Below are 14,615 nucleotides of genomic sequence, written 5' to 3'. Positions count from 1 at the left end.
CCGGCATGGCCGACGCCGAGACGACCAGCGCTCCGACCCCCGCGCCGCGCCGCTCGCTCGCCGGGCGCCTGCCCGCATTCCCCTGGGACGCACTCGCGGCGGCCAAGGCCCGAGCCGCAGAGCATCCGGACGGCATCGTGGATCTGTCCGTGGGCACGCCCGTGGACCCGACCCCTGCCTGCGTGCAGCAGGCCCTGGCCGATGCCGCGGACAGCCCCGGGTACCCGACCACCATCGGCACCCCGGCCCTGCGCGAGGAGATCGCCGACTTCCTGCACCGCCGCCGCGGTGCCGCTGCCGCGCTCACGGCCGAGCACGTGCTGCCCACCATCGGCTCCAAGGAGCTCGTGGCGCATCTGCCTTTCCAGCTCGGCATCGACGCCGACGATGCCGTCGCCTTCCCCCACATCGCCTACCCCACCTACGACATGGGCGCCCGCTTCGTCGGCGCCCGGCCCGTGCCGGTGGATATCGCCGACCTCGCCGCCCGCGGTGATGCGGCGCTGCCCGCGGACCTGGATCTTGGGCACCTGCGCCTGCTGTGGCTGAACTCCCCGTCGAATCCCACCGGCGAGGTGCTGGATGCCCAGCAGCTGACGGCGATCGTCGCCTGGGCGCGCGAGCGCGGAATCATCATCGCCTCTGATGAGTGCTACGCCCTGCTGCCCTGGACCGTCCGCGAGGTCCCCTCCATCCTGGATCCGCGCGTCAGCGGCGGTGACCTCACCGGCCTGCTGTGCGTGCACTCCCTGTCCAAGCAGGCGAACCTCGCCGGCTACCGCGCCGCCTTCGTCGCCGGGGATCCTGACCTGGTGGGCGAGCTGATCGCCGTGCGCAAGCAGGCCGGGATGATGCTGCCTAGCCCCGTGCAGGCGGCGATGACGGCAGCGCTCGGCGACGACGAGGCCCCATCGGCCCAGCATGAGCGCTACCGCGCCCGCCGACACACCCTCCTGCCCGCCCTCGAATCCGCCGGCGGCCAGGTCACCGGATCCCAGGCCGGGCTGTACCTGTGGACCACCTTCGGTGAGGACGGCATGACCACGGTGAACCGTCTGGCTGAGCTCGGTGTGCTGGTGGCACCGGGGATGTTCTATGGTGAGGGAGCCGCGGGGCATGTCCGCATCGCGCTCAGCGCGACCGATGAGCGGATCGCTGCCGCCGCTTCGCGCCTCACGAGCCGCTGACCGCACACTCTCGGGGGCGCGCCCCCGCCTGACCGATCCGACCACGCACAACGGAGAGCCCATGGATCACGCGACGCCCGCCCGCCTCACCCACGGTGACCAGACCCTCGACCTGCCCGTCGTCCCCGCGGTGGAAGGCAACTCCGGCATCGCGATCGGCCCGCTGCGCAAGGAGACGGGGGACGTCACCTATGACCCGGGCTTCATGAACACCGCGAACGTCAAGAGCTCGATCACCTACATCGACGGCGATGCCGGAATCCTGCGCTACCGCGGCTACCCCATCGAGCAGCTCGCCGAGCATTCCAGCTACCTCGAGGTCGCCTACCTGCTGATTCACGGGGAGCTGCCCACCCGCGGCCAGCTCGACAACTTCTGCGCCCAGGTGGAGCGGCGCACCCTGCTCGATGAGCGCTTCAAGCGCCTGTTCGATGGGTACCCGCGCGACGCCCACCCGATGGCGGTGCTGCAGGCCGGGGTCTCCGCCCTGTCCACCTTCTACCAGGACTCCCTGGATCCCTTCGACGAGGAGCAGGTGCGGGTCTCCTCCGTGCGGCTGCTCGCGAAGCTGCCGACCATGGCTGCCTACGCGCACCGCATCGCCCAGGGCCACGCCCTGCTGTACCCGGACAACCGCCTCTCTCTGATCGAGAACTTCCTGCGCCTGACCTTCGGGTTCCCGGTCGAGGAATACATCGCCGACCCGGTGATCGTGCGGGCCATGGAGCAGCTGCTGATCCTGCATGCGGACCATGAGCAGAACTGCTCCACCTCCGCCGTGCGCCTGGTGGGCTCCGCCCAGGCCAACCTGTTCACCTCGATCTCCGCGGGCATCGGCGCTCTGTCCGGTCCCGCGCACGGCGGCGCCAACGCCGCCGTGATGGAGATGCTCAACGAGATCCGCGACCGCGACATGGACCCGCGGGACTTCATGGAGAAGGTGAAGAACAAGGAGGACGGCATCCGCCTGATGGGCTTCGGCCACCGGGTGTACAAGAACTACGATCCGCGCGCCCGCATCGTGAAGTCCATCGCCGACACCGTCCTGGAGCGCCTGGGCGTGCACGACGAGCGACTGGACATGGCGATGCGCCTCGAGGAGATCGCCCTGGCCGACGACTACTTCGTCGAGCGCAAGCTCTACCCCAACGTCGACTTCTACACCGGCATCATCTACAAGGCGATGGGCTTCCCCACCCGCATGTTCACGGTCCTGTTCGCACTGGGCCGCCTGCCGGGCTGGATCGCTCAGTGGCAGGAGATGATCCACGACCCGGAGACGAAGATCGGTCGCCCGCGCCAGGTGTACGTCGGCCAGACCGAGCGCGACTACACGCCCATGGGCGAGCGCACCGGAACCAGCGAACTGCGTCTGGCCGAGCTGCAGAAGGAGATCGAAGAGCGCGGCTGATCCGCCCAGCCCCGTCTCACGTCCCGCCTGCCCGCGAGCCCGTCGGACCTTCGACGGGCTCGCGGCGTGTTTTCGTCGGCTCCGTCACACCGTTTCGACGCAAGGGTCGGAGGACTGATGTTCGCCGTGATCGAGCTCGCATTTGTGCAGGTCAGAGGCGGGACTATAGGCCCCGAGACAGCTCGGGGGGCGGCCGGTACCCTGGTGGTGTCACAGAGGAAGGGCTCGACCTGATCGGCCTTCGATCCCGCCGGACCCTTCCGTATCGAGGAGGGACCCCATGACGACTGCCACCACTGAACGCCCGGACACCGAAGCTGCGGGCCCTGACGCCTGGAAGGGCTTCGCTGTCGGCCCGTGGCAGGAGAAGATCGACGTCCGCGACTTCATCCAGCGCAACTACACCCCCTACGACGGTGACGCCAGCTTCCTGGCCGACCCCACCGAGAAGACCCTGCGCGTGTGGGACCACCTGGAGAAGAACTACCTCTCCGAGGAGCGTCGCCGCCGCGTCTACGACGTGGACACCCACACCCCGGCCGATATCGACGCCTTCCCCGCCGGCTACATCAGCGAGGACGACGACGTGGTCGTGGGCCTCCAGACCGATGTGCCGCTCAAGCGCGCCATGATGCCCTTCGGCGGCTGGCGCATGGTCGAGACCGCCATCAAGGAGGCGGGCAAGGAGCCGGAGCCGGAGATCAAGAAGATCTTCACCCGCTACCGCAAGACCCACAACGACGGTGTCTTCGACATCTACACCCCGCGCATCCGCGCCGCCCGCTCCAGCCACATCATCACCGGCTTGCCGGACGCCTACGGCCGCGGTCGCATCATCGGCGACTACCGCCGCCTGGCCCTGTACGGCGCGGACTTCCTCATCGAGGAGAAGCAGCAGGCCAAGGACTCGGTGGCCGATCAGCCGTTCAGCGAGCACTGGGCCCGCTACCGCGAGGAGCACGCCGAGCAGATCAAGGCGCTCAAGAAGCTGGTGACCCTCGGTGAGCTCTACGGCCTGGACCTGAAGCGCCCGGCCGCCACCGCGCAGGAAGCCGTGCAGTGGACCTACATGGCCTACCTCGCCTCCGTGAAGAGCCAGGACGGCGCCGCGATGAGCATCGGCCGCCTGTCCGCGTTCTTCGACATCTACTTCGAGCGCGACCTGGCTGCCGGCACGATCACCGAGCAGGAGGCGCAGGAGATCATCGACGCGCTGGTCATCAAGCTGCGGATCGTGCGCTTCCTGCGCACCATCGACTATGACCAGATCTTCTCCGGCGACCCCTACTGGGCCACCTGGTCCGATGGCGGCATGGGCGAGGACGGGCGCAGCCAGGTCACCAAGACCTCGTTCCGCCTGCTGCAGACCCTGCGGAACCTGGGCCCCGCCCCGGAGCCGAACATCACCATCTTCTGGGATCCGGAGCTGCCCGAGGGCTACAAGAACTTCTGCTCGGCCATCTCCATCGAGACCAGCTCGGTGCAGTACGAGTCCGATAAGCAGATCCGTGACCGCTGGGGCGACGATGCCGCGATCGCCTGCTGCGTCTCGCCGATGAAGGTCGGCAAGCAGATGCAGTTCTTCGGCGCCCGCGTCAACGCCGCGAAGTCCCTGCTGTACGCCATCAACGGCGGCCGCGACGAGATGACCGGCAAGCAGGTCACCACCGGCCACACCCCGATCGAGGGCGACGGACCGCTGGACTTCGACGAGGTCTGGGCCAAGTACGAGGAGATGCTGGACTGGGTGGTGGGCACCTACGTGGAGGCCCTGAACATCATCCACTACAGCCACGACAAGTACGCCTACGAGTCCATCGAGATGGCGCTGCACGACTCCGAGATCGTCCGCACCATGGGCTGCGGCATCGCGGGTCTGGCGATCGTGGCGGACTCCCTGTCGGCCATCAAGTACGCGAAGGTCACCCCGGTGCGCGATGAGACCGGCCTGGTGGTGGACTACATCACCGAGGGCGACTTCCCCCGCTACGGCAACGACGATGACCGCGCCGACGACATCGCCGCGACGATCGTGCATACCGTGATGCAGAAGATCAACGCGATCCCGATGTACCGCGACGCGATCCCGACCCAGTCGGTGCTGACCATCACCTCGAACGTGGTGTACGGCAAGGCCACCGGCTCCTTCCCGTCGGGCCACGTGAAGGGCACCCCCTTCTCGCCGGGCGCGAACCCGGAGAACGGCGCCGACACCCACGGCATGGTCGCCTCCATGCTGAGCGTGGGCAAGCTGGACTACAACGACGCGCTGGACGGCATCTCGCTGACCAACACGATCACCCCGCAGGGCCTGGGCCGCAACAAGGAGGAGCAGGTCAAGAACCTCACGGGCATCCTGGACGCCGGCTTCATCATGGACGAGGACTGACCCCGTCCGGCCCCTGACCACCACTGACCGCCGAGGACGGCCCCGTCCCCGGGACATCGCACCACCGAAGGAGAACCACATGGCTACCAAGACGTTCGACGAGCGGCTCGCCTCGATGAAGGCCAACCGCGAGAACAACAACATGGAGTCCGGGCTGTACCACGCGAACATCAACGTCCTGAACAAGGAGACGCTGCAGGACGCGATGGACAACCCGCAGAACTACCCGAACCTGACCGTGCGCGTGTCGGGCTACGCGGTGAACTTCGTGAAGCTCACCCGCGAGCAGCAGCTGGACGTGCTGAACCGCACCTTCCACCAGGGCGCCTGAGCGCCCGCGCCCGGTAGGGCGCATCTGACGCACGACGATCATTGATCACCGCAGGCGCCGGGCGGCATGGCCGCCCGGCGCTTCGGTCGAGGAGGAGACATGGGCGGAAGCATCGACCTGCGCCTGGCCACACCGATCGAGAACCGACGCACCGGCGCCGGCATCGAAGGCATGGCCGAAGCCGAGCTGGAGCGCTCGGAGCGCCTGGCCGCGATCCGCGGCGGGGAACTGGCCTCCATCCACTCCTGGGAGCTGGTCACCGCAGTGGACGGTCCCGGCACGCGCCTGACCGTGTTCTTCTCCGGCTGCCCGCTGCGCTGCGTGTACTGCCACAACCCCGACACCATGGAGATGCGCCGGGGGCGGGATGTCACCCTCAAGGAGATCGTGCGCCGCATCAAGCGCTACCGGCGGGTGTTCGAGGCCTCCGGTGGCGGGATCACCCTCTCCGGCGGGGAGGTGCTCATGCAGCCCGCCTTCGCCAAGAACGTGCTGCGGGCAGCGAAGGAGATGGGGGTGCACACCGCGATCGACACCTCTGGGTTCCTCGGCGCCGTGGCCACCGACTCCTTCCTCGACAACGTGGACCTGGTGCTGCTGGACGTGAAGTCCGGCAGCGAGGAGTCCTACAAGAAGCTCACTGGGCGAGCCCTGCAGCCCACCATCGACTTCGGCGACCGGCTGAACGCCAAGGGCGTGAAGATCTGGGTGCGTTTCGTGGTGGTGCCCGAATGGACCGACGACGTGGAGAACGTCGAGAACATCGCCGACATCGTTTGCCGCTGGAGGGATGTGGTCGAGCGCGTGGAGGTGCTGCCCTTCCACAACATGGGCCAGGACAAGTGGGATGCGCTGGGCATGGAGTACAAGCTCCGGGACGCCCAGCCGCCCAGCAAGGAGACGGTGGAGCGGGTGCGCGAGCAGTTCCGCGCCCGGGGCATCGAGACGCACTGACCTGCGCAGGTGAGGCGAGGGGCGCTGCGCCCGGGGGAGTGCGCCTCGGGACGCTCAGCCCCCGCTGACCAGGACCACCACACGCTCCGGGGCGCCGCCGGCGACCTCGCCCCAGCGTTCGGCGTCGGCGCCGCGGGCGGCGCGCTCCCAGGCTCGCCCGCGGTAGGACACCTGCACCACCGCATCCTCGGCCGCGCGGGCCACCGCCCAGTTGGCAAGCGCCCAGCCCAGGGCCTCATCGTCGCCCGGATCGAGCACGAGCGCGGTCGCTCCCGCGTGCGTCGGCACCTGCCCGGCCACGGCGCGGGCGGAATCCAGCGTCACGCCGATCCGGCCGGACTCGACCGCCCGCGGGAACTGGCGCACCAGCTGTTCGCGCACCATCTCGGGGGAGGAGGTGCCGCGGGCCAGCCCGAGGGTGCACACGAGGTTCGGACCGCTCTGCCCGGTCAGCGCGCTCGCATACAGCCGCCCCTCGGTCTCGTGATCCCGGTAGGCCTCGGGATGGCCGGAGCGCTGCACGCGCTGCGCCACATCGTTGATGTCGCCCTCGGCGTAGCCGGGAATCTGCTCGAGCGCGTCATAGAACGCGTTCGTGGAGTAGACGGGGTCCATGATCTGCTCGACGCTGCCCCAGCCCTGCGAGGGCCGCTGCTGGAACAGGCCCACCGAGTCACGGTCCCCGTAGTCGATGTTGCGCAGCTGCGACTCCTGGTACGCGGTCGCGAGCGCGATCGAGGCGGCGCGCGGCGGCAGCTGTCGGTCCACCGCGACCGCGCTGATCAGCGCCGCATTCGCCACCCGCTCGACGGTGTAGCGGTGGCTCGTCCCCAGGCCTGTCGCCATGCACGTGCCCTCACCGACGGGCGTGCCGTAGCGCTGCAGCGCCACATAGCTGCCCCCGGCGATACCGCCCAGCAGCAGCACGAGGACGAGCGGCATCACGAGATGGCGCAGCGGGGAGCGGCGGGTGATGCTGCGCGATCCGCGGCGCTGCCGCGCGCGTGCTGCCACCTTGTGCCGTCCCCGCTGTGCCGTGTGCGTGTGGGTCCGGTCAGTTCGCGTGCAGGTCGGCGTTCAGCGCGACGGTCTGCCCGGCGCGGGCCACGGCCTGCACCGCCCCGGTCAGGGAATGGCGGCGGAACAGCAAGTTCGACACGCCCGAGAGTTCGCTGGCCTTCACCACGCGGGACTCGCCATCCCGTTCGCCCACCAGCTCAACCTTCGTGCCGGCGGTGACGTACAGCCCGGCCTCCACGACGCAGTCATCGCCCAGGGCGATGCCCACCCCGGCCTCGGCGCCCACCAGGGAGCGTCGGCCGATGGAGACCCGTTCGGTGCCGCCGCCGGAGAGGGTGCCCATGGTGGAGGCGCCGCCGCCGATGTCCGAGCCGTCCCCGACGATGACGCCCTGGGAGATGCGGCCCTCGATCATGGAGGTGCCGAGCGTCCCGGCGTTGAAGTTCACGAAGCCCTCATGCATGACGGTGGTGCCTTCGGCGAGGTGCGCGCCGAGCCGTACTCGGTCCGCATCGCCGATGCGCACCCCGGTCGGCATTACGTAGTCGACCATGCGCGGGAACTTGTCGACGCTCAGCACCGTGGGGGTGCGGCCCGCGGCGATCAGGCGCAGCCGTGTCTCCTCGAAACCAGCCACGGCGCAGGGGCCCTCGGAGGTCCACACCACGTTGGTGAGCTTCCCGAACAGCCCATCGAGGTTCTGGGCGTTGGGCCGGATGAGCCGATGGGAGAGCAGGTGCAGACGCAGGTAGGCGTCCTCAGCATCGGCCGGGGGAGCGGCCAGCTCGATCGCGCGCACCACGACCTCCTGGGTGGTGCCGCGCACCTCATCGGTGCGCGCGGCACCGCCGAGCTGGGCATGCAGCGGATGGGCCTCAGTCTCCGCGGGGGCCTCACCGAGCTGCGGCGCCGGGTACCAGACATCCAGGGTGGAGCCGTCGGCGGCGCGGGTGGCCAAGCCGATGCCCCAGGCGCGGGTGGGGGTCTTCGTGGCGTCGGGCGAGGTCGGGGTGCTCGAAGTCGTCATGGACCCGAGTCTACGGAGGGTGCGCTGGGGGAGTGCTGACGGCGCGATGCGGGGTGCGCCACGCGTGGGCGTGGGCGGAGAGGGGCGAGGGCCGTCAGTCGCTGTGCGGGGCGGGGTGGTCCGGGGCGCCGGGGGAGTCTTCCGTGATCGCGAACAGAATGCGGAAGTCCTGTGCGCAGCCCTCGGAGTCCGGATCACCGGGGAGATCCACGCCGTGCTCATCGCGGTTGAGTCGGTTCGCGTCCTTGATCGCCGCGGTGATCGTGGCGGTGAGCTCCTCCGCCTGCTGCGGGGACATGCGCAGATCCATGGCCAGCAGGGTGCCCTGCGAGGAGCTCCCCTCAGACGTCGCGGAGCTGTCCCGCAGCGTGGCGAGATGCCGCGTCCACGCGTTGCGGAACCAGTCAATGCCGGCCAGTGACGTCGCGGCGGAGGCGTCGAGATAGTCGCGGTCTCTTTCCCCGGGGTTGTTCGACGCGCGCTGTCCGTGCTCGAAGGAATGCTGGGCGAGCGTCCACACCCGGTCGCGCCGATCCCGCGCCGCCTCCGGCGCCTCCACGATCACGCCGCCGCGGGCGAGGATCCGCAGGTGGTAGCTCACGGAGTTCGCCGGGATGCCGAGATCCGCGGCGATGTCCGCGGCACGGGCGGTGCCGCGTCGGCCCACGCGCGTCATGATCTCCAGGCGCAGCGGGTGCGCGAGAGCGCGCAACTGATCACGAGAGGCATGGCGCGGCCCCATCGGGCGCGGGATGTCATCGGAGGCCATGGACCCAGCGTAAACGCGAGGCGCCCATGTCTCATCAGACGGTGCGCAAAAACAAGTGCGCAATAGATGGTGCGTGAGTATGGTCTCCGGTATGACCGACATCGCGGACAACCCCGCCACCCCCGCTCCGCCGCTGCGCCGCAACCGTGAATACCTCGCCTGGGTGATCGGTGGGACGGCCCTCGATCTCGGGGCGGGCATCGGGATGTTCGCCTTCCCGCTCGTCGCCTTCGCCGTCACCGGCTCTCTGGCCGCAACGGGCATGGTGGGGCTCGTGCAGGGACTCGGCACGCTGGCGGCGATGATCCCGGGCGGCCTACTCGCCGACCGCTACGACCGACGGCGCCTGCGGCTGCTCGCCGCTGTCACCGGCATGGTGATGCAAGCCCTGCTCATCGTCGTGCTGCTGCAGGGCTGGGGGAGCTTGACGGTGCTCGCCACGATCGCTTTCGTCAATGCCGCGCGGGGGACCCTGCTCGGTTCGGCCTCGGACCCCATGCTCAAGCAGATCGTCACCCCCGAGCAGCTGCCCCGCGCCGTCTCCGTCAACGAGGGACGCGGTGCGGCCATCGAGATGGCAGCCGGACCTACGGGCGGTGCGCTGCTCGCGGTGAACATCGCCCTGCCCGCCCTCGCCCAGTTGCTGGGGAACCTCGGCTCGCTGCTCGCGACCTTCGCACTGCGCGGCGACTACCGGTCGAGCACCGCCGATGCGCCGCACCGCCGTGTGCGCGAAGAGCTCGGGGAAGCCTGGGCCTGGGTCCGCTCGCAGTCCATCCGCCTGCAGCTTATGGCCTGCGCGATGCTCGTGAACCTCGGCTCGAACGGGCTGCTGCTCGCGGTCACGCTGAACCTCGCCGATCAGGGCGTGCCGGCTGCGCGCATCGGCCTGCTGAACACGGTGCTGGCCGCGTCGATCCTCCTCGGTGCCCTCCTCGCGCCCTGGCTCGTCGTCCGGGTTCCCACTGGAATCCTGACTGCCGCGCCGCTGCTGCTGCTAGCCGTGCTCGGCGCGGTGATCCCGCTGCTGCCCTCGATGTGGTGGATCGCTGGGGCCTACGCCGTGATGGGCCTATGGCTGCCCGCCCTGAACGCCAGCAGCCAGGGCTTCTTCATGCATCTCACCCCGCGGGCGATGATGGGGCGCGTCGGCGCTTTCATGGGACTTGGGGCGATGGGCATGATGCCGCTCGCACCCGCGATCGCCGGCTGGGGCCTGGACCTCGTCGGAGCCCTGCCGACGATGCTCGTCTTCGCCGTGATCACCGCCGCCGGGGCCCTTGTGGTGCTGCTGGGCCGAGACCTGCGGCAGGTGCCGACCTCTCCGCGCTGGCAGGACTTCGCCCGTGAACGCGGGCTGCTCGCGGACGGCACCTCCGAGTCCGCCCCGTCGGAGGCCGATGCGCTGGAGCGCACCTGAGCCTGCCGCAGCGCCAATGCGCCGCGGCGCCCCTGCCGCCTCAGATCCCGTCGGAGTCCTCGACCGCCGGAGCCGCGCCGATCCACTGCGCGGCACGCGTCCGGCGAGCCATGGTCCAGAGCCTGCGTGCCCGCAGGTAAGACATCAGCACCGCGAGGATCAGCGCGAGCGCACCGCCGACCAGAGCCCAGATGCTCATCGGCACCATGTTCTGACCCTCGCGGGAGAGCAGCACGATGAGCAGCACCGACGCACCCGCCACGATGCTGATGACCCCGACGGCCACAAGCAGCGCCGGCCCTAGGCCCTGCACGATCGCCGGCCCCAGGGACTCGCCCTGCAGCGGCCGCCGCAGCGGAAGACCGCGTCCCAGCTGCCCGGGGCGCGAGACTGCCCAGTCCAGCAGCTGCTTATCCCGCCGCCGCGTCGCCAGACGGCCCACCGCGGCAGCTACGATCGCGGCGAAGATCCCCCCGCCGAGGTACCACAGCACCGCGAGACCGGCCGCGCTGCGGGGAGGAACCAGCTCACGAAGCCCCATGATCACCAGGGCCAGCGCCACCAGCAGCAGCGCCGCCTCCAGCAGCCGCAGCGGAATCTGGCGTGCCGCCTTCTCGGCCGCGCGGGCGGATTCCAGCTCATCGGGCACGGGATCGGCCCCTTCCTCGAGCACCACACGGCGCTCATCGGCCAGAGCGCGGGCGAAGTCCTCGGAGTCGTCGCGGGCGCGCAGGCCCTCCAGGTACCGCTTCCGCTGGTCAGCCGTCAGCCAGGCGGTCATCACCAGCGCATCCGCGTCCGCTCGTTCGCTGGGCAGCACGTCTTCGCGCACAGCCGCGCGGATCCGGGCGACGCGGCCGCCCCAGGGCAGCAGGGCGCTGCCACGGTCGGTATCTGCGGCCTGGGGCGTGGTGTCCTGCAGCGGGTCGGGCGGCGAGGCGGCATCGGGGCTCGACATGCCCCGCATTCTCTCATCCGCGCTGCAGGCCCCACTCCGACGCCCCGCCCTATCGTCACCGCTTCACACTTTTCCTGGCATGGTCGCGCGGATGCCAGGAAAAGTGCGAAGTGTGTGAGGGGGAGGGGACGCCGCGACGCATCCCGGCCCCCCGCACCGCGGCATACTGGCCCGATGACCACCTCTGCCGCCGAGCTCGCCCGCACCGTCGTCGTCATAGGGGCCGGGCCCCGGGGCACCGCGGTGATCGAGCGCCTGGTGGCCGCCTCCCTCACCGATGCCTGGCAGGGGCAGGTCACGGTGCATCTGGTGGACCCGCAGGTGGGCCTCGGCGGGGCGGTCTGGCGCTCCGGCCAGGACGAGGTGCTGCTGATGAACACCACCACCTGCCAGACCACCATGTACCCCGATGAGTCCTGCCGCTCGATCCTGCCGGTTCCGCGCCGCGACACCCTCGCCGATCACCTGGCCGCCGACGGTCTCGCCCCCACCGACTTCGCGCCGCGCGCCGCCCACGGCAGGTACCTCGCCGCCGTGCTCGAGACCGCCCGCGCCGACGCCGACCCCGCGCGGCTGCGCATCGTCACCCACGCCGCGGAGGCCGTGGACGTCATCGGCCCGGCCGATGGGCCGCAGCGCGTGAAGCTCGATGACGGTCGCACCCTGCGCGCCGACGCTGTGGCCCTTGCCCTTGGCCACCTGCCCACCACCCTCTCGCCCCGCTCCGCGCAGCTCGCCGAAGCGGCGGACCGCTACGGCCTGATCCACATCGGCCCCGCGAACCCCCTGGACGTGGACTACGCCTCCCTGCTGGGCCGCGAGCGCATCGCCGTGCAGGGCATGGGCCTGAACTTCTACGACGCCATCGGCATGCTCACCACCGTCGCCGGTGGTCGCTTCGAGCCCGCCCCCGAGGCTCCCTCCGGCCTGCGGTATATCCCCGGCGGCGGGGAGCCGCATCTGCTCGTCGGCTCCCGCTCCGGCATGATCTATCGCCCCAAGCCCGATCTCGGCGACCGCATGCCCGCGCCGTACACCCCGCAGGTCCTCACCTCCGAACGCGTCCTCGAGCTGGCCGTGCGCCCCGCCGGGGTGGACCACGAGAAGGACGTCATGCCGCTGATGTTCGCCGAACTGCGGCGCGCCCTCGCCCAGGAGGGGCACCATGAATGGGCCGACGACGAGGCTCTCATTCGCGTGCTGTTCCCCTTCGGGCGCCGCGGCGGCGCGAGCCACGATGCGCACCGCCGCACCCGCGACGAACTGCGCGAGGCCCTGCACCGCGCCACCGCCCCGGATTCTGCCTGGCTGCTGGTCTATCGGGTGCTCATCGCCCTGCGCATCCAGGTCAACCGTCTGGTGGACCTCGGCGCGTACACCACCGAGTCGGTGCGTGCGGATATCGACGGGCACTTGCGCAACGCCTTCGCCTCCTGGGCCTCCGGCCCGCCGGTGCTGCGGGTGCGCCAGCTGCTGGCCCTCGAGGAAGCGGGGCTGGTGACCTTCATCGGCCCGCGCATGCGCATCGAGCCCGATGACGCCTCCGGGCGCTTCGCGATCAGCGGCGCCGAAGGTCTGGTCGCCCTCGCCGACGGCGTGCTCGAAGCCCACCTGCCGGGCGTGGACCTCACCCACTGGCGCAGCCATCTGATCAGTGCCTGGCGCGACCGCGGCGAGGTCCAGCGCGACTCCTGGGCCTCCCGCGGCAGCCGCAAGCGTGTGGCCACCGGGTCGATCGCCGTCGATGGTCTGTACGCACCGATCGGGGCCGACGGGACCGTGTACGAGCGGCGCCTGATGCTCGGCGTGCCCGTGACCACCGCCCAGCCCGGCTCTGCGATCACCGCGGAGCCCGGCACCGGCGCGCAGCTGCTGCGCCACGCCGAGGCGGTCGCGCTGCGGCTCGCCCGTGCCGCTGGGGCGCTGCCCGAGGCGGGGCAGGCGGGGACCTGACCGGGGGAGCGTGGGCCGCCGCGGTCACGCACCCACGCTGCCAGCCCCGTCGGCCGCGACGTCCCGGCCCGGCCGTGACAGGATGGCGGGCATGACCGCCACCGCCGCTCCCGTCCTGGACCCCCACGCCGATATCGTCGAGCTCACCGCCGCGATCGTGGACATCGAATCCGTGTCCGGGAATGAGAAGACCCTCGCCGATGCCGTCGAGCAGGCCCTGCGCACCCACGCCGGCCACCTGACCGTGATCCGCGACGGCGACACCGTGATCGCCCGCACCGACCGCGGCCTGCCGCAGCGAGTGCTGCTGGCCGGGCATCTGGACACCGTCCCGGTTGCGAACAACCTCCCCTCCATGCGGCGCACCCGGGAGGGGCGCGAGGAACTCGTGGGCCGCGGCACCTGCGATATGAAGGGCGGCGTCGCCGTACTGCTCAAACTCGCCGTGGAGGCCGACGCCGCCCCCATGGACCTCACCTGGATCTTCTACGACCACGAAGAGGTCGCCGCCGCGGACAATGCCCTCACCCGCATCGCCGCCGAGCACCCCGAGCACCTCGCAGCGGACTTCGCGATCCTCGGCGAGCCCACCAGCGCCGGGGTCGAGGGCGGCTGCAAGGGCACCATGAAGCTCGAAGTCACCGCTCGCGGCACCGCCGCGCACTCGGCCCGCGACTGGGTGGGGGACAACGCCATCCACCACCTGGCCCCCGTGCTCGAGCGCCTGGCCGCCTATAAGGCGCGCCGCGCCGTGATCGACGGGCTCGAATACCGCGAATGCCTCAACGCCGTGTCGATCAGCGGCGGCATCGCCGGGAACGTCATCCCGGATCATGCCGCGCTCACCGTGAACTACCGCTTCGCCCCCGACACCAGCCTGGAGCAGGCCGAAGCCCATGTGCGCGAACTGCTCGCGGACCTGGACGTCGACATCGAGGTGACCGATGCGGCCGCCGGTGCGCTGCCCGGCCTCAGCGCCCCCGCCGCCCAGGACTTCCTCGCCGCCCTCGGAGAAGACGTTGCCGTCGAGGCCAAGCAGGGCTGGACCGACGTCGCACGGTTCTCGGCGCTCGGCACCCCCGCGGTGAACTTCGGCCCCGGAGACCCGCTGCTCGCCCACACCGATGACGAGCACGTGCCGCTCGCGGATCTTGAGACGGCGCTCATCGGGCTGCGGCGGTTCCTGATCCGCTGAG

Annotated in this window: 12 protein-coding genes; 8 read left to right on the top strand and 4 right to left on the bottom strand. The window is 70.4% G+C overall.

Features of this window, described 5'->3' with window-relative positions; all coding sequences use genetic code 11:
- The first annotated feature begins 5 nt into the window (after positions 1 to 5).
- The 5 genes from dapC (at position 6) to pflA (ending at position 6,272) form a co-directional block, all read left to right on the top strand.
- Positions 6 to 1,187, top strand: a complete 1,182-nt coding sequence (gene dapC / locus CJ197_RS09540; RefSeq protein ID WP_102236572.1) for a succinyldiaminopimelate transaminase — start codon at positions 6 to 8, stop codon at positions 1,185 to 1,187.
- Between the two features lie 61 nt (positions 1,188 to 1,248).
- A complete protein-coding gene (locus CJ197_RS09535; protein ID WP_102236513.1) occupies positions 1,249 to 2,598 on the top strand; it encodes a citrate synthase in 1,350 nt (449 codons plus the stop codon).
- A gap of 280 nt (positions 2,599 to 2,878) precedes the next feature.
- Positions 2,879 to 4,987, top strand: coding sequence for a pyruvate formate lyase family protein (locus CJ197_RS09530; protein ID WP_102236512.1), 2,109 nt, complete (start codon positions 2,879 to 2,881; stop codon positions 4,985 to 4,987).
- 79 nt (positions 4,988 to 5,066) lie between these two features.
- Positions 5,067 to 5,318: an autonomous glycyl radical cofactor GrcA2 gene (gene grcA2, locus CJ197_RS09525; RefSeq protein ID WP_102236511.1), complete on the top strand. Its 252-nt coding sequence runs from the start codon at positions 5,067 to 5,069 to the stop codon at positions 5,316 to 5,318.
- Positions 5,319 to 5,417: 99 nt separating this feature from the next.
- Positions 5,418 to 6,272, top strand: a complete 855-nt coding sequence (gene pflA, locus CJ197_RS09520; RefSeq protein ID WP_102236510.1) for a pyruvate formate-lyase-activating protein — start codon at positions 5,418 to 5,420, stop codon at positions 6,270 to 6,272.
- A 54-nt stretch (positions 6,273 to 6,326) separates the two neighbouring features.
- Here pflA and CJ197_RS09515 read toward each other — a convergent pair whose 3' ends face one another.
- From CJ197_RS09515 to CJ197_RS09505, 3 genes are all read right to left on the bottom strand, one after another.
- Entirely contained in the window at positions 6,327 to 7,286 is a 960-nt protein-coding gene (locus CJ197_RS09515) for a hypothetical protein (protein ID WP_102236509.1), read from the bottom strand.
- A gap of 40 nt (positions 7,287 to 7,326) precedes the next feature.
- Entirely contained in the window at positions 7,327 to 8,319 is a 993-nt protein-coding gene (dapD, locus tag CJ197_RS09510) for a 2,3,4,5-tetrahydropyridine-2,6-dicarboxylate N-succinyltransferase (RefSeq protein ID WP_102236508.1), read from the bottom strand.
- A 94-nt stretch (positions 8,320 to 8,413) separates the two neighbouring features.
- The gene (locus CJ197_RS09505) at positions 8,414 to 9,088 is read right to left on the bottom strand and encodes a helix-turn-helix domain-containing protein (RefSeq protein WP_102236507.1); all 675 of its coding nucleotides are present in this window, start codon (positions 9,086 to 9,088) and stop codon (positions 8,414 to 8,416) included.
- A 91-nt stretch (positions 9,089 to 9,179) separates the two neighbouring features.
- On the opposite strand from CJ197_RS09505, the gene CJ197_RS09500 reads away from it, so the two are divergent.
- Positions 9,180 to 10,508 carry an MFS transporter gene (locus CJ197_RS09500; RefSeq protein WP_158239426.1) on the top strand — a complete coding sequence of 443 codons (1,329 nt, stop codon included), beginning with the start codon at positions 9,180 to 9,182 and terminating at the stop codon, positions 10,506 to 10,508.
- A gap of 40 nt (positions 10,509 to 10,548) precedes the next feature.
- Here the strand turns inward: CJ197_RS09500 and CJ197_RS09495 are convergent, their stop codons facing one another.
- The gene (locus tag CJ197_RS09495) at positions 10,549 to 11,466 is read right to left on the bottom strand and encodes a hypothetical protein (protein ID WP_102236505.1); all 918 of its coding nucleotides are present in this window, start codon (positions 11,464 to 11,466) and stop codon (positions 10,549 to 10,551) included.
- Between the two features lie 174 nt (positions 11,467 to 11,640).
- On the opposite strand from CJ197_RS09495, the gene CJ197_RS09490 reads away from it, so the two are divergent.
- Positions 11,641 to 13,419, top strand: a complete 1,779-nt coding sequence (locus tag CJ197_RS09490; RefSeq protein WP_102236504.1) for an FAD/NAD(P)-binding protein — start codon at positions 11,641 to 11,643, stop codon at positions 13,417 to 13,419.
- 91 nt (positions 13,420 to 13,510) lie between these two features.
- Positions 13,511 to 14,614, top strand: coding sequence for a succinyl-diaminopimelate desuccinylase (dapE, locus tag CJ197_RS09485; protein WP_233190798.1), 1,104 nt, complete (start codon positions 13,511 to 13,513; stop codon positions 14,612 to 14,614).
- The last annotated feature ends 1 nt before the right edge of the window (position 14,615 follow it).

Source organism: Brachybacterium sp. UMB0905 (assembly GCF_002871795.1).
Classification (GTDB): Bacteria; Actinomycetota; Actinomycetes; order Actinomycetales; family Dermabacteraceae; genus Brachybacterium.
Note: the sequence above shows the minus strand (reverse complement) of the source record. Positions and strands in the feature narration are given on the sequence as shown.

What these genes read in the sequence shown, in the direction of transcription:
- dapC (WP_102236572.1), top strand. Translation starts at nt 6, where the DNA reads ATGGCCGACGCCGAGACGACCAGCGCTCCGACCCCCGCGCCGCGCCGC.
- CJ197_RS09535 (WP_102236513.1), top strand. Translation starts at nt 1,249, where the DNA reads ATGGATCACGCGACGCCCGCCCGCCTCACCCACGGTGACCAGACCCTC.
- CJ197_RS09530 (WP_102236512.1), top strand. Translation starts at nt 2,879, where the DNA reads ATGACGACTGCCACCACTGAACGCCCGGACACCGAAGCTGCGGGCCCT.
- grcA2 (WP_102236511.1), top strand. Translation starts at nt 5,067, where the DNA reads ATGGCTACCAAGACGTTCGACGAGCGGCTCGCCTCGATGAAGGCCAAC.
- pflA (WP_102236510.1), top strand. Translation starts at nt 5,418, where the DNA reads ATGGGCGGAAGCATCGACCTGCGCCTGGCCACACCGATCGAGAACCGA.
- dapD (WP_102236508.1), bottom strand. Translation starts at nt 8,319, where the DNA reads ATGACGACTTCGAGCACCCCGACCTCGCCCGACGCCACGAAGACCCCC.
- CJ197_RS09505 (WP_102236507.1), bottom strand. Translation starts at nt 9,088, where the DNA reads ATGGCCTCCGATGACATCCCGCGCCCGATGGGGCCGCGCCATGCCTCT.
- CJ197_RS09500 (WP_158239426.1), top strand. Translation starts at nt 9,180, where the DNA reads ATGACCGACATCGCGGACAACCCCGCCACCCCCGCTCCGCCGCTGCGC.
- CJ197_RS09495 (WP_102236505.1), bottom strand. Translation starts at nt 11,466, where the DNA reads ATGTCGAGCCCCGATGCCGCCTCGCCGCCCGACCCGCTGCAGGACACC.
- CJ197_RS09490 (WP_102236504.1), top strand. Translation starts at nt 11,641, where the DNA reads ATGACCACCTCTGCCGCCGAGCTCGCCCGCACCGTCGTCGTCATAGGG.
- dapE (WP_233190798.1), top strand. Translation starts at nt 13,511, where the DNA reads ATGACCGCCACCGCCGCTCCCGTCCTGGACCCCCACGCCGATATCGTC.